Origin of the sequence: Vibrio ezurae NBRC 102218, assembly GCF_000467185.1 — a bacterium.
Classification (GTDB): Bacteria; Pseudomonadota; Gammaproteobacteria; order Enterobacterales; family Vibrionaceae; genus Vibrio; species Vibrio ezurae.
In genome coordinates, this window is record NZ_BATM01000007.1 from 83,966 (window position 1) to 98,323 (window position 14,358).

A 14,358-nucleotide genomic window follows, 5' to 3' on the forward strand; every position below is an offset into this window, starting at 1 on the left:
GCATGCATTTTGATTCTTTTTCAGAGCTATTGTTAATGGGAGGCTATGCTTCCTATGTTTGGGGTGCCTTTGTGATTACGTTTGGCGCTTTAGGATTAATTTTCGTATCAAGCTGTTTGAGTAATACAGCCACATTAAAAGAAGTGAAAAATAAGATGGATCGTCAAGCACGAATTGATGCTGCTAAGAATATGGAGAACACGCTATGAACCCTAGACGTAAAAAAAGAATGGGCTTGATAGTCGCTCTATTAGTGGGGCTGAGTTTGACAGTCGGTTTGATGTTGTACGCACTTAATCAAAATATGGACCTTTTTTACACGCCAACAGAGTTGGTGAACGGAAAGCCGAACGGTGAAAAACCAGAAGTTGGACAACGCCTTCGCATAGGCGGAATGGTAGTGGCCGGCACGGTATCACGTGACCCTCAATCGTTACGCGTTTCATTTGATGTGGCGGATGTTGGCCCATCGGTCACAGTCTTGTACGACGGCATTTTGCCTGATTTGTTCCGTGAAGGGCAGGGTATCGTCGCGCAAGGTGTGCTAGTGAATAGCCACACCGTAGAAGCGTTTGAAGTTCTAGCCAAGCACGATGAAGAATATATGCCACCAGAAGTTGCTGAAGCAATGAAAGTGACTCACGCACCTCTTCAATATACTGAAGAACAAAAACAAGGAAGCGGTCAATGATTGCTGAGTTAGGGCATTTTGCTCTTATCGTCTCACTGGCGCTGGCGGTACTGCTCAGCGTATTGCCTCTTTGGGGGGCATCAAAGAATAATGCGTTGTTGATGAATACCGCCAGACCTCTGTCTTGGGGGATGTTCATTTTACTGGGCATTTCGTTCTACATCTTATGTTGGTCGTTCTATCACAACGATTTCACTTTGCAGTACGTTGCAAGCAACTCAAACAGTAACCTTCCGTGGTACTACCGAATTACCGCGGTTTGGGGAGCCCATGAAGGTTCTTTATTACTTTGGGTGCTAATACAAGCGGCTTGGACTGTTGCGGTAGCAAGCCTGAGCCGAGGTATGCCACAAGAGTCGGTTGCGCGAGTGTTGGCGGTTATGGGGATGATTACAGTCGGTTTCTTGCTGTTTATCATTATGACCTCTAACCCATTTGATAGAACGTTGCCACATTTCCCTGTGGACGGGCGGGATCTCAACCCGTTATTGCAAGACCCAGGACTGATTATCCATCCGCCGATGTTATATATGGGCTATGTTGGCTTCTCTGTGGCATTTGCGTTTGCGATTGCTTCTTTGATGGCTGGACGTTTGGATACTGCATGGGCGCGTTGGTCTAGGCCGTGGACGATTGCGGCATGGTCATTCTTAACAGTAGGCATTGCACTCGGTTCTTGGTGGGCGTATTACGAACTTGGCTGGGGCGGCTGGTGGTTCTGGGACCCAGTAGAGAATGCTTCTTTCATGCCATGGCTAGCGGGCACGGCATTAATGCACTCATTGGCGGTAACAGAGAAACGCGGCACGTTTAAAGCGTGGACGGTATTACTGGCCATTTCTGCTTTCTCGTTAAGTTTACTTGGCACTTTTTTAGTTCGTTCTGGCATTTTGGTATCCGTACACGCCTTTGCCTCAGATCCTGCGCGTGGCATGTTCATTCTGGCATTCCTTGTGGTGGTGATTGGTGGCTCATTGCTGCTGTTTGCTCTAAAAGGAGCATCGGTACGAGTTCGTGGCAATTTTGACTTGGTGTCGCGAGAGAACGCCTTACTGGCAAATAACGTGTTATTAGTGGCGGCGCTGGTGGTTGTATTAGTGGGTACCTTGTTGCCGCTCGTGCATAAACAATTAGGTTTAGGCTCTGTCTCGATTGGCGCGCCTTTCTTTAATATGTTGTTTACGTGGTTAATGGTGCCATTTGCCTTCTTGCTTGGCATTGGTCCATTGATGCGCTGGAAGCGCGATAGCATTAAAAACTTTGCTAAGCCATTATTGGTCAGTGGCGCTATTTCACTCTCTTTGGCCGCGATAATGGTTTGGCTATTGAGTGAACGCTTTACCGGACTGGCATTCCTTGGCTGGGTGATGGCGCTGTGGATTGTTTGCCTGCACGTTTTTGAGTTGCATCAGCGTGTGACGCACCGCCATTCTTTCGCGCAGGGGCTCACTAAGCTTCCACGTAGCCATTGGGCAATGATGAGTGCGCATATTGGCCTTGCGGTGAGCGTTATTGGTATTGCGATGGTGCAAAACTACAGTATCGAACGTGATGTGCGGTTGGCTCCCGGCGAGAATTTCAATATTGAAGGTTACAACTTCCATTTTGAAAACCTAAGAGACAATGATGGTCCAAACTATGACGGTTACATTGCTGATTTTAAAGTGACTAAAGACGGTAAGTACATCAATACCTTGCACGCAGAGAAACGTTTTTACACCACCGCGCGCTCCATGATGACGGAAGCGGCGATTGATGCAGGCGTTACCCGCGATCTTTATATCGCAATGGGTGAAAAGCTGGATGACGGCGTATCTTGGGCGGTGCGTATCTACTACAAACCGTTTGTGCGTTGGATTTGGGCGGGTAGCTTATTGATGGCACTTGGTGGCGCGATTGCTATTAGTGACAGACGCTATCGTTTTCGCAGTAAAACCATACGTAAGGAGTCGTAATGAATAAGAAAGTATTATTTGTACCTCTGATCTTATTTATGGCGTTGGCAATTGTGTTTGCCACTCAGTTAACACGTAATGCAGGCGGTGACGATCCTACCAAGCTTGAGTCAGTATTGATTGGTAAAAGCGTGCCTGTATTTAAGTTGGAAGATCTAGAAACCGAAGGTTTGCTGCATGATCAAGCGATTTTTACCGGTCAGCCTTTACTGCTTAATGTATGGGCAACTTGGTGCCCCACTTGTTACGCCGAGCATCAATATTTAAATGAGTTGTCGGCTCAGGGCGTTAAAATCATTGGTTTGAACTATAAAGATGACCGTGGTAAGGCCATTAAATGGCTGCAAGAGTTAGGCAACCCTTACATGGTGAGTCTATTTGATGGCAAAGGCATGTTGGGGTTAGATTTAGGCGTTTATGGCGCACCAGAGACGTTCTTAATTGATGCCAATGGTGTAATTCAATATCGTCATGTGGGTGATGTGAACGTCAAAAACTGGCAAGAAAAGTTAGGGCCTATGTATCAGAAAATGCTGGATGAGGTGAAATCATGAAAAAGTGGTTTATCGCGACTATCGCCTCGATGATGTTCAGCTTTGCCGCGCATGCGGTGATTGAAGTGCATGAGTTTGATACTCCAGAGCAAGAATTACAATTTCAAGAATTGAACCACACTTTGCGTTGCCCTAAGTGTCAAAATAATACCATTGGGGATTCGAATGCTGAGTTGGCGTTAGATCTTCGTCAGAAAGTGTATGAGATGACCAAAGAGGGAAAGTCAAAACAAGAAATTGTGGATTATATGGTGGCGCGCTATGGCAACTTTGTGACCTATAAACCTCCGTTTACTGCGGCGACGGCTATTTTGTGGTTAGGCCCTGTGCTGGTGGTGCTCATTGGTTTTGGTTTCATTCTCACAAGAAGCCGACGTAAACCTGCGAAAGTGGCAACAAAAGCCGCGTTAAGTGAAGAAGAGCAGCAACGCTTAAATGCTTTGCTAAAAGACGATAATGGAGACAACAAATAATGACGTTGTTTTGGATTTCTACCTTAGTTATTGTCCTGTTTGCAGCGGCCTTAATTATTATTCCTCTGGTTAGAAAGCACGTAGTGAACGATGTTGAACGTCGTGACGAGTTAAACAAAACCATCTTTAGAGAGCGTGTAGCTGAGCTTGCGGTTGAAGACGAAGAGGGCATTGTGGTCGATAAAGAAGAGTTGATTGTCGACCTTAAGCAGGCACTGCTGGATGATATTCCTGCGGAAAAACAATTGGCTTCTACCAAGTTGAGCTCACCCATACTCGTCGCAATCGTGTCAGCAGTATTGTTGCTTGGTGTTTCTTATGGTTTTTATGCCAAATACGGCGCGATCAATGAAGTTAAACATTGGCAAGAGGTCAGTGCCAACTTACCCGCCCTGAGTAAGAAACTTATGGACGCCAATGGACAATCGATGACAGAGCAAGAGCTGAATGACCTGACGCTGGCTTTGCGAACGAATCTACATAAAAACAGTAATGATGCGACGGGCTGGTTATTGCTGGGGCGTATTGGCCTTGCCAATCGCGATCTGCAAACGGCGATGGGAGCAATGAAACGTGCTCGTCAATTAGAGCCTGATAACGTGGATATTCAATTAGGTTTAGCTCAAGCATTGACCTTGTCAAACGACGAGGTAGATCAACTTGAAGCGGAGCGCTTATTACACGGCTTACTGCGTCAAGACTATGTTGATTTGCGAGTCTTTTCTTTGTTAGCATTCAGTGCCTTTGAAAAACAAGATTATGCTGGTGCGATTCGATACTGGCGAACAATGCAACAGCTCATTGGGCCAGAAGATAGCCGCTATGAGATGTTAGAACGCAGCATTAATAGTGCTCGTAGTAAACTCGGTGATACGGCGGTAGCCGCCCCTGGAGCTTTACGTATTGGCATTTCGGTTGCTGATAATGTGTCGCTGCCAGAGCAGGGTGTATTAATTGTTTCTGTGCACCGTGAAGATGGTTCACCTATGCCTATTGCAGCTGCACGTTATGGGCTAGGTACTTTTCCCCGCATGATCATGATAGATGATGGTAATAGCATGCTTGAAGGCGTGAAATTATCGAGTTTAGATAAACTGATTGTCCGTGCACGCATTGATACTGACGGTAATGTTGCGACCAAAGATGGCGATTGGTATGGCGAAAGTGCTGTTACTGCGAAGGGAGAAGATGTAACTTTAGTCATTAATGGTCAATACTAATTATTAATGACAGGTGTAGTGGTATCATCACTACACCTAATTTTATCATTCGAAAGGGAACGGATATCCTACATGCGAAAAATCTGGATATTAATTGTACTATTAATGGCTGGCTGTGCTTCTCACCCTCAACAAGAGAGTGCCGAGGCTGACAGTAACGTTAATGACCCTTTCGAAGGTTTTAACCGTATTATGTGGGATTTTAACTACGAAATCCTCGATCCATATTTAGTGCGCCCTGTATCGCTAACCTACACAGGTTACACTCCGCGTTTTATTCGAACGGGCATCAGCAACTTCTTAGCTAACCTTGATGAACCGGCAAGTATGGTCAATAACTTGCTGATGGGAAATGGCACGCTTGCATTAACTCATTTAAATCGTTTTTGGATAAACACCACCTTTGGTGTTGCTGGCCTTTATGATGCGGCCTCTCAAGGGGGAATAGCCCGCCAAGATGAGCGCGCTTTTGGCGACGTATTGGGTCACTGGGGCGTAGGCAACGGTTGGTACTTTGTTTTCCCAGGTTACGGCCCTTGGTCGCTGCGAGAGGCTGGTGATTTTGCAGATGGAGCGTATCCGCCACTGTCTTTCTTAAACTTCTGGGCTGGCTTAGGGAAATGGGTCTTTGAAGGTATGGAAACCCGCTCAGCGCTCGTGTCTCAAGAAAGTACCTTAGAAAACTCTCCTGATCCGTATGTGCTCACTCGAGATGTCTTCTTACAACGCAGAGCCTATAAAGCTGAAGTTTCCGACCAAGAGGCTGTCGATGATGATCAAGAAGATTATCTGGATGACTATTTGGATGACGATTTGTAAATCACCGCTGTAAAATTTGCAGACAAATGCCCATAGACGTGTAATCCTTCTGTGATGTTAGCGACTAGGGAAGTGTGCTTCCTTGTACTTCCCTCGTTGCTTGTTTAACAGACTCTAGGTTTTTTATGCATCTTGAAAAATTCTCCGATATCTATCATCGAGCTTCTGTACGCAAAGGTGGGGACACTCAGCTTGAACTTCGATTGACTCATCCTTTATCTTCCGAACAAATAAAACATATTCCTGATGATCGCTGGCTTTCAGAATTTAGCATGAAGGTGTTTCAGTGCGGTATTTCATGGAAGGTAGTCAGAGACAAATGGCCGAACTTTGAAGAGTTATTTTTTGAATTTAAGCCCGAATTGTTGTTGATGCTTTCCGATGAGCATTGGGAAATCAAAGCCAAAGAGCCGAAAATCATTCGCCACTTAGCCAAAGTGATGACGATTAAAAGCAACGCCGAAATGCTAATGAACGCTCGACTAGAACACGGCTCTTTTTCACAAATGGTCGCAAGTTGGCCGGCAGAGCGTATTACCGAATTGTGGGATTACCTGAAGAAAAATGGCAGTCGCTTAGGGGGCAATACCGGTGCTTATGCGTTAAGACAAATGGGCGTAGATACTTTTATTTTATCGTCAGATGTCGAAGGTTATCTGCGTAGTTACGACATTATTGATGGTGGTCGTGACACCAAGAAATCGCGTCTAGCGGCGAATAAAGCCTTTTGTCATTGGCAGAAAGAGTCAGGCAGAAGTATGGGTGAGATCAGTCAGATCATTGCGTTTAGCTGTGGGGATAACCGAGTGTAGTGGCTTGGTGATATTGACTTGCTAGAGACAAAAAAGGTGTTAAGAGAAATCTTAACACCTTTTTTAATTCTAGCTAAATCGCTGATAAGTTGCGATTAGAAGCTTTGGCTGTACTGTAGACCCACTAGGATTGCATCAGCACGAGTGGTTGCAGAAAGTACCGTTGCTTGGCCTGTAGAGTCAAGTTCGTTAACTTGTTGATCTGCACCAATTAGGTAAGTAATACCGAAGTCCAGTGTAGAGTCTGGAGTGAAGTGGTAGCTTGCACCCGCAGATAACCAGTTACGGTCTGAATCTGGTACTGCGATAGACGTTAACTCGTCTTGAGCACTGGTATCGTGCATGTAACCCGTACGCAGTTCAACTTTCTCTGTAACATACCAAGTACCACCGATAGCGAAGTGCCATCCGTCTTGCCATTGGTATTGCTTGTTGTATTCGCCTTGCTGTATACCTGCGTTTAGGTTATGGAAGTCGATTTCATCGAATGCACTCCAACCAATCCATTGTACAGAGTAGTGTACAGCGAAGTCAGTGTCTTTGATGCGGTTGTAACCTGAGAATTCAACCATATCTGGTAGAGGAAGATCAATTTTTTGATTCTTATCGTCTTCTACTGAGATATCAGGGGAGTAACGGTAAGATAGACCCCAGCGGTTGTTTTTATCGAGCTCGTAAACAGTACCAACATTAAAGCCTACTGCCCAGCCGTCAGCATCTTCAACGTCGACAAATTGTTGACCAGCATATTGAGGTGGTAATAGTCCGGCTGCAATAAGCTCGTTCGTACCACGGCGGAATGTACCTTGACCATAAATCACATCAAGACCCGCACCGAAGCTCCACTGCTCGTTTAAGCGGTATGAACCAGATAGACCAAAGTTCATGCTCTTAATATCAGTTTCGCCGCCGTATGCTGAGTTAGTATAAGTTTGGCTACCTGAGAAATCAGTGCTCGTACCAAAGTTAGAATAAGCGTTTACACCTACCGCAAACTTATCGTTGATCGGCACGATAAGATGGATGTTAGGTGCAACTGAAGTTCCGCCCACATCATTGTAATCATCGTTACCAGCTTGAGCACCAGTATACTGTGCGTCAGTAACCGCAATATCAGTAATGATTGTCTCGAAACCAAGCGATAAAGAGGTTTTATCAAAAAGGGCCATTGTTGCTGGGTTACGAGCCATAGAAGACGCGTTATCTGCGATTACAGCGTCACCGGCAAATGCACGGCCAATACCTGTGGCTGATTGTGCGTTAAGTTGGAAGCCTGCAGCATGTGCTTGTGAAGTCGCTGCTACAACAGCAACTGCAAGTAGAGAGCGTGTAAGGGTACGCGTCTTATTCATGGATAATTTCCTTATGTTTTACGCCAAAATCCTAGCGTATCAACCGGTCTTAAATTTCTAAGTCGGGTGATACTATGGCTAAATATAGTTTTAACAACTCAGACCACTAGTAAAAATAGTTCGTTTGTTCATTTTTGCGACAAAATAGGCGCAAATTTAGAGATTTATTGTGATTCTTAGAGTGATTGCTCTAAATCAATGATTGATTAGATAAATTGCGGAAAATTGATAACCCCTTAACATATATGAACGTAAGGGGTTGAAATTATTGGTCAAATTATTTAGGAAAGTGGTTTTATGATTTCTGATAACTGTTTTGCAATATTGGTAACATTTTCTCCTTGCTCACCCACAAGTATCATGGAGGCAGAGCCAATGGGCATTACGGTTCCGGACAACTTATTTTCGTTAAAGTTCACTAGGTGATCGGAGCTCACATTGGTAATAAACAGCGTAATTCGCCCCTTTTCGCCCTGAAAAACCATATGTAAGGCATTACTTCCACCAAATCCGCAGTGATTTAGGTAATACACATGGTAGGGGAAGCTTTCACTAAACTGATAGGCAAAAGGCGTGAGTTTGGCATTAATTTGGCTCGACTTTACCTGCTCATCCAGATGATCGGTAAAAGAGCGCTCATCGATTACGTGTTTAATTGCGGTATCGGCTAAACTGGCATGAGCGTTTGAGACAAGAGCTGGTGACCAATTCAATTGACCCACTAAAATACCTACCGCAAATGCAACCGATGCAGCAACCGCTAAACTGCGCTTGGCAAAAGTAGGGCGTATAACGTTGCCTTCACTGCTTTGATTGAACAAAATCTTATCGGCTAAGTTATCAGGCACGTCAACACGCATTGCCTGTTCAATTCTGGCATCTAAGTTCAGTACATCGTCAGTAAACTTGGCATTTTGTTCACTGCTGGCAATCGCATTAAGTAGTTCTTCGTCTCTGGCTTTTGGATCCGACATAATGCGGCGGCGAAATTCTAAATCATCCATTTTGCCTCCCCTGATTTGAAGTGGTTGAGTCCAGTAATTCTTTAAGTTGATTTCTTGCTCTAAATAGGCGCGTCATGACGGTATTTTTATTGAGGTCTAAGATATCCCCAATTTCTTCACCACTGAACCCTCCCACGACCTGTAAAAATAACGGTTCACGATATTCCAGATCTAGGCGCATAATTTGAGCTTGTAACCACTCACTTTGGTGAAACCCATCATCACTAATATGGGCTTCATTTCCTGGATCATCGATATCGACAAGATCCAGCTGTTTTCTTTCAAAGCGACGTGCATTTTCGCGTCTTAATATTGTAATAAGCCACGATTTGGCCGCTTTCTCATCTAAAAGTGAGTCGAGAGCTTTCCATGCTCGTAAACAGGTTTCTTGTACCAGATCTTCGGCAATCGAACGATCTTTACACAACCAGTAAGCGTAGCGAAACAGATCTCGGTGATAAGCGCGTACCAGCGCTTCATATCTTCTTTGTTTATCCATATTAGAGTCGACCCGAGATAACGATGTTTTCTTTCGAGATTTCGCATTTCTGTCGAAAATCTTCATTAGTGCCACATAAACTCCTTAGCTATGTGTGTCTAGATGACTATGAACTTTACAAGAATATAACGTTGACGCAAATACTAAATAACAAGGAGTTGAATACTTCTACGCAACCCTAATGGTGATATTGCGCACATTTAATGGCTAATTCATTCGCAGACTTTGATTTTGTTAACAATTTTATTACAATGATGAGGTCTGACCTCTCAACTAAGGAAGTGCAATGGGATTACAGCAGTTAACGACTCGGCAGGGAGATAGAGTAGCAGTGGTGGCAGGGCTAAGAACGCCGTTTGCCAGACAAAGCACTGAGCTTAAAGAGTTGCCGGCATTAGATCTTGGTAAGATGGTCGTCAGTGAGATGCTCGCTCGTACCGATATTGATGCCTCTTTGATTGAGCAGGTTGTGTTTGGGCAAGTGATTCAGATGCCAGCTGCACCAAATATCGCGCGAGAAATTGTATTGGGTACCGGAATGAACATCAACACCGATGCCTACAGTGTTACACGTGCGTGTGCCACTAGTTTTCAAGCAACCGCTAATGTGGTGGAGTCGATAGTGGCAGGCAACATTGAAGTGGGTATTGCCGGAGGCGCAGATTCATCATCAGTGTTGCCGATTGGCGTGAGCAAATCTTTGGCAGCTAATTTACTGGCTCTGAGTAAAACGCGCACTTTGGCGCAGAAGCTAAAAGTAGTCAGCCGTCTCAAAATGAAAGATCTTATGCCTGTCCCTCCAGCGGTAGCCGAGTATTCCACTGGCCTATCTATGGGGCAAACCGCCGAGCAGATGGCAAAATCTCACGCTATTTCTCGGGCAGATCAAGATGCACTGGCGCATCGTTCGCATGCGTTTGCGGCTAATGCATGGAATGAAGGGAAAATTCGCGACGAAGTCATGACTGCGTATCCAGAACCTTATAAAAAGTGCATTGATACAGACAATAATATCCGCTTTGATTCCACCATCGAAGGCTACGCTAAATTACGACCTGCTTTTGACCGTCAATTTGGCTCTGTGACAGCAGCAAACTCAACGCCGCTGACCGACGGCGCAGCCGCTATTATGCTAATGACAGAAAGTAAAGCCAAAGCACTAGGACTTGAGGTGCTGGGATACATTCGCTCTTATGCGTTTTCCGCAACTGGAGTGGAAAAAGATATGCTGATGGGCCCTTCTTACGCTACACCGATTGCATTGGATCGTGCTGGGCTGACTTTAAATGATCTGACTTTAATCGATATGCACGAAGCTTTTGCCGCTCAAGCTTTAGCGAACGTAAAAATGTTTGCCAGCAATAAATTTGCTCAACAAAAACTCGGACGAGATAAAGCGATTGGCGAAATAGATATGGATAAATTCAATGTTTTGGGAGGCTCGATAGCCTACGGGCACCCGTTTGCGGCAACCGGGGCTCGTATGATTACCCAAACATTGCGAGAGCTGAAACGTAGGGGCGGAGGTCTTGCTCTTAATACCGCTTGTGCTGCGGGTGGACTTGGCGCGGCAATGATTTTGGAGGTGGAATAATGAGCGAGCTTAAAACCTTTAATTTGCGTATAGATGAAGATCAATTGGCTTGGTTATCGATTGATGTGCAAGGTGAGAAAATGAATACCTTGCAGGCTGCTTTCGCCGATGAAATGAGTGATATCCTAGCGCAGTTAGAACAGAAAAAGTCAGAAATAAAAGGGCTTATTATTCATTCGTTAAAGCCTGATAATTTTATTGCAGGCGCTGACGTCAGAATGTTAGATGCGTGCAAAACGGCCACTCAAGCCACTCAATTGGCGACCACGGGCCAAGAGATGTTTGCCAAGCTCGGTGATTTTCCGTTTTCTGTTGTTGCAGCTATTCATGGGCCTTGTTTAGGGGGCGGCTTGGAGCTGGCTCTTGCCTGTGATTATCGTGTTTGTAGTGAAGATGATATTACTCGTTTAGGTTTACCTGAGGTTCAATTAGGCTTGCTACCCGGATCTGGCGGTACGCAACGATTGCCTAGGCTAATCGGGCTGATGCCGTCATTGGATTTAATTCTTACGGGCAAACAAGTCCGCGCGAAGAAAGCCAAAAAACTGGGGCTGGTGGACGCGAGTGTACCAACCAGTATATTTCTCGATGTTGCTAAGTCCTATGCATTAAAATCCAAAACGAAACGCAAATCTCCTGCGAAAGAGAAGCTGATTTCCAGTATCGGCTTGAGTCGCAAAGTCATCTTTGATCAAGCGGCAAAGAAAACTCAGCAGAAAACTCGTGGTAACTATCCCGCTACGGAAAAAATTCTTGAAGTGATGCAATTTGGTTTAGAAAAGGGCTTGAAAAAAGGGCTAGAAAAGGAAGCCTTAGAGTTTGGTCATTTGGTGATGACCGCTGAATCAAAGGCGTTACGGTCTTTGTTTTTTGCCACAACAGAAATGAAAAAAGAACACTTTGGCAATGCCACACCAGCAACAGTCAATCAGGTTGGTGTATTGGGTGGCGGCTTAATGGGAGCAGGCATTGCACATGTATCACTTGCGAAAGCGAAATGTGTGGTTAACTTAAAAGACGTGGCGCAAGACGGGGTATTAAATGCGCTTAGTTACAATTACAAATTATTAGAAAAACAGCGTAAGCGTCGCATTTTATCTAAAGCGCAAGTGCAATCAAAAATGTCACAGCTTCGCGGTGGCACTGACTACCTAGGTTTTAATAAAGCAGATGTTGTGATTGAGGCGGTGTTTGAAGACCTTTCGTTGAAACAAAGTATGGTGCAAGACATTGAGCAGAAGTGTCCAGAAAGCACCATTTTTGCGTCCAATACATCCTCACTCCCTATCTATCAGATAGCGGAAGGTGCAAAAAGACCTGAAAATATTGTCGGTTTACACTATTTTAGCCCAGCTGAAAAAATGCCATTAGTGGAGGTGATTCCTCACGCAACCACTTCGGCGGAAACCGTGGCAACCGTCGTGGCTCTTGCTCGAAAACAAGGTAAAACGCCAATCGTGGTGAAGGACAGCGCCGGTTTCTATGTAAATCGAATTTTAGCCCCTTACATGAATGAAGCGGCGCAAGTATTAATGGCGGAACAAGAGATTGAGCATATTGATAATGCGTTGCTGAACTTTGGCTTCCCTGTAGGGCCGATTACTTTGCTCGATGAGGTGGGCGTGGATATTGGCGCTAAGATAATGCCTATTTTAGTGAGCGAATTAGGCAAGCGCTTCCAAGGACCGGACCTATTTGATGTGCTGCTTAATGATGGACGCATTGGACGTAAAGTCGGTAAAGGCTTTTACCAATATAAAGGCAAGGATAAGAAAGTCGACAAATCGGTATATAAGCTGCTTAAACTGACTCCGTCACGCAGTATTGCCGAAGAAGACATAGCCCTTCGCTGTGTGATTCCTTTGCTCAATGAAGCGGTGCGCTGTTTAGATGAAGGCATCATTGCCAGTGCCCGAGATGGAGATATTGGCGCTATTTTTGGTATTGGATTCCCACCGTTTAGTGGCGGACCATTTAGGTTTATGGATACTTACGGCCTAGATAAGTTAGTCGAGAAAATGCAGCAGTTTGAGCTAACCTACGGTGAGCGATTTGAGCCGTGCCAAGGGCTGATTGATCGAGTAGAGTCAGGGAAAACATTCTATAGCTAAGTATTACGGATAGTACCGCATTTCAAGCAACAGCAAGGGAAGCCGATATTATATCGTCTTCCCTTTTGCTTTTTATCTGGTTCTATCTTTCTATTTTGGGTGAATAGATAGAGTAGGCGGTAATTTGACCGGCCATGATAGCGGCAAACATAAATAGCGCTGATAAGCCGATGCTTGGGATGGGTAAAATGGGTTGCTCAAATACCGATTGGCTAGCGCTTACTAACACGCGGCTTCCCGGAACCAAGATAATGATGCCTTGCAGTATGTAAATAGAACCGGTTAGGTGCATCCTCTTCGCCATCCAAGTGCCGTATAGAGTAATGATCACGGTCGTTAGCCATGTACCAACAATCCAACCACTGCCAAATCCTAGATAATATGGACCCCACATGCCCAATATAGCCACTGGAAATCCTAATAGCATGTCCTTTGGTCTAGCATTAAAAATGATTCCGATAGCAAGGGAAATCACAGGTAGCCCCGCAATGTGCATCCAAGTTGGCACGTCATTGGTATAAGTTAAATAGTCACTGACACCCCACATCGTTTCGCCGATGTGCAGACCCATAAAAATACCGATAAAGAGCTTTATGAGGGTGAGCATACTTTGTCCGAGCAAGCTGGTTCCCGAAACCAGGTCATTAAAGGCTAAACACTCTAATGCGTTGGCAATCGACAACCCAGGAACAAAGAGCACCACTGCCGCAATGCATAAAGCATAGACAGGAATGGGGTAGCCTAAGCTACTAATACCGGCTACGCAGATTCCGGTTAGCAATGCCGCAATAAACTCGACAGCAATAGTGCGACGTCCTGTGAGCACCTGCTGACATCCCCATACCAACAAGCCGAGAATAGTGGCAAAGCCAATAGCTTCTAACGTGCTGCCTATTAACAGTAGGTAGGCGGGTGGGATGGATAGGTTGGCGAGCGCCACCGCCCACTTCGGGTAATGAAACGGCGTTTGTGATATCTCGCTATCCGAACGTTCAAGTCGCCCTATGGTTTGTGCGAGAAGACTTAGGTCAATAGAGGCGGGTTCTAAGCGCTTCATAATGACTTTATTATTGTCTTCTGGAAACTGATAGTTGATGGATGTCGGTAGTGCTTGTACCATCGAAGGCATACCTTGCTGGCGTGCATAATGCTGAGTGAATTTTTCGACCTTGTATGGCGGGCAACCACTGCGGTGCAAGGTATTTCCAAACTCAACGATGTCATCGAGTGACGGTTGATTGGACAATTTTGGGTTGGGCATAGCGAGATACTAA

General features: G+C 45.1%; 14 protein-coding genes. 10 read left to right on the forward strand and 4 right to left on the reverse strand.

From position 1 onward, the window contains the following. The first annotated feature begins 2 nt into the window (after window positions 1-2). The 8 genes from ccmD to VEZ01S_RS03485 all read left to right on the forward strand — a co-directional run bounded on the left by ccmD (window position 3) and on the right by VEZ01S_RS03485 (window position 6,524). Complete coding sequence (ccmD, locus tag VEZ01S_RS03450) at window positions 3-209, forward strand: heme exporter protein CcmD (RefSeq protein WP_021712613.1); 207 nt, start codon at window positions 3-5, stop codon at window positions 207-209. Next, on the forward strand, window positions 206-691 hold the full coding sequence (gene ccmE, locus VEZ01S_RS03455; RefSeq protein ID WP_021712614.1) for a cytochrome c maturation protein CcmE: 486 nt from the start codon (window positions 206-208) through the stop codon (window positions 689-691). Before ccmD ends, ccmE begins: the two co-directional genes overlap by 4 nt. Next, a complete protein-coding gene (locus VEZ01S_RS03460) occupies window positions 688-2,646 on the forward strand; it encodes a heme lyase CcmF/NrfE family subunit (RefSeq protein ID WP_021712615.1) in 1,959 nt (652 codons plus the stop codon). The genes ccmE and VEZ01S_RS03460 overlap by 4 nt, the downstream gene beginning before the upstream one ends. Then, the gene (locus VEZ01S_RS03465) at window positions 2,646-3,200 is read left to right on the forward strand and encodes a DsbE family thiol:disulfide interchange protein (RefSeq protein WP_021712616.1); all 555 of its coding nucleotides are present in this window, start codon (window positions 2,646-2,648) and stop codon (window positions 3,198-3,200) included. Before VEZ01S_RS03460 ends, VEZ01S_RS03465 begins: the two co-directional genes overlap by 1 nt. Then, on the forward strand, window positions 3,197-3,673 hold the full coding sequence (locus VEZ01S_RS03470) for a cytochrome c-type biogenesis protein (RefSeq protein ID WP_021712617.1): 477 nt from the start codon (window positions 3,197-3,199) through the stop codon (window positions 3,671-3,673). The genes VEZ01S_RS03465 and VEZ01S_RS03470 overlap by 4 nt, the downstream gene beginning before the upstream one ends. Beyond that, window positions 3,673-4,893, forward strand: coding sequence for a c-type cytochrome biogenesis protein CcmI (gene ccmI / locus VEZ01S_RS03475; protein ID WP_021712618.1), 1,221 nt, complete (start codon window positions 3,673-3,675; stop codon window positions 4,891-4,893). The genes VEZ01S_RS03470 and ccmI overlap by 1 nt, the downstream gene beginning before the upstream one ends. Window positions 4,894-4,965: 72 nt before the next feature. After that, window positions 4,966-5,712: an MlaA family lipoprotein gene (locus VEZ01S_RS03480; RefSeq protein ID WP_021712619.1), complete on the forward strand. Its 747-nt coding sequence runs from the start codon at window positions 4,966-4,968 to the stop codon at window positions 5,710-5,712. Window positions 5,713-5,837: 125 nt separating this feature from the next. After that, a complete protein-coding gene (locus VEZ01S_RS03485) occupies window positions 5,838-6,524 on the forward strand; it encodes a DNA-3-methyladenine glycosylase I (protein ID WP_021712620.1) in 687 nt (228 codons plus the stop codon). Window positions 6,525-6,619: 95 nt separating this feature from the next. Here VEZ01S_RS03485 and VEZ01S_RS03490 read toward each other — a convergent pair whose 3' ends face one another. From VEZ01S_RS03490 to VEZ01S_RS03500, 3 genes are all read right to left on the reverse strand, one after another. Further along, window positions 6,620-7,876, reverse strand: a complete 1,257-nt coding sequence (locus tag VEZ01S_RS03490) for an outer membrane protein transport protein (RefSeq protein WP_021712621.1) — start codon at window positions 7,874-7,876, stop codon at window positions 6,620-6,622. A gap of 281 nt (window positions 7,877-8,157) precedes the next feature. Next, window positions 8,158-8,880 carry a DUF3379 domain-containing protein gene (locus VEZ01S_RS03495; RefSeq protein WP_021712622.1) on the reverse strand — a complete coding sequence of 241 codons (723 nt, stop codon included), beginning with the start codon at window positions 8,878-8,880 and terminating at the stop codon, window positions 8,158-8,160. Then, window positions 8,873-9,445 (reverse strand): sigma-70 family RNA polymerase sigma factor, encoded by a 573-nt coding sequence (locus tag VEZ01S_RS03500; RefSeq protein WP_119005699.1) that lies wholly within the window; start codon window positions 9,443-9,445, stop codon window positions 8,873-8,875. The genes VEZ01S_RS03495 and VEZ01S_RS03500 overlap by 8 nt, the downstream gene beginning before the upstream one ends. Before the next feature lie 220 nt (window positions 9,446-9,665). Between VEZ01S_RS03500 and fadI the strand changes: the two genes are divergently transcribed. Then, window positions 9,666-10,973: an acetyl-CoA C-acyltransferase FadI gene (fadI, locus tag VEZ01S_RS03505; protein ID WP_021712624.1), complete on the forward strand. Its 1,308-nt coding sequence runs from the start codon at window positions 9,666-9,668 to the stop codon at window positions 10,971-10,973. Then, entirely contained in the window at window positions 10,973-13,084 is a 2,112-nt protein-coding gene (gene fadJ, locus VEZ01S_RS03510) for a fatty acid oxidation complex subunit alpha FadJ (RefSeq protein ID WP_021712625.1), read from the forward strand. The genes fadI and fadJ overlap by 1 nt, the downstream gene beginning before the upstream one ends. 82 nt (window positions 13,085-13,166) lie before the next feature. Here the strand turns inward: fadJ and VEZ01S_RS03515 are convergent, their stop codons facing one another. Then, window positions 13,167-14,345, reverse strand: coding sequence for a threonine/serine exporter family protein (locus VEZ01S_RS03515; protein WP_021712626.1), 1,179 nt, complete (start codon window positions 14,343-14,345; stop codon window positions 13,167-13,169). Between the last annotated feature and the right edge of the window lie 13 nt (window positions 14,346-14,358).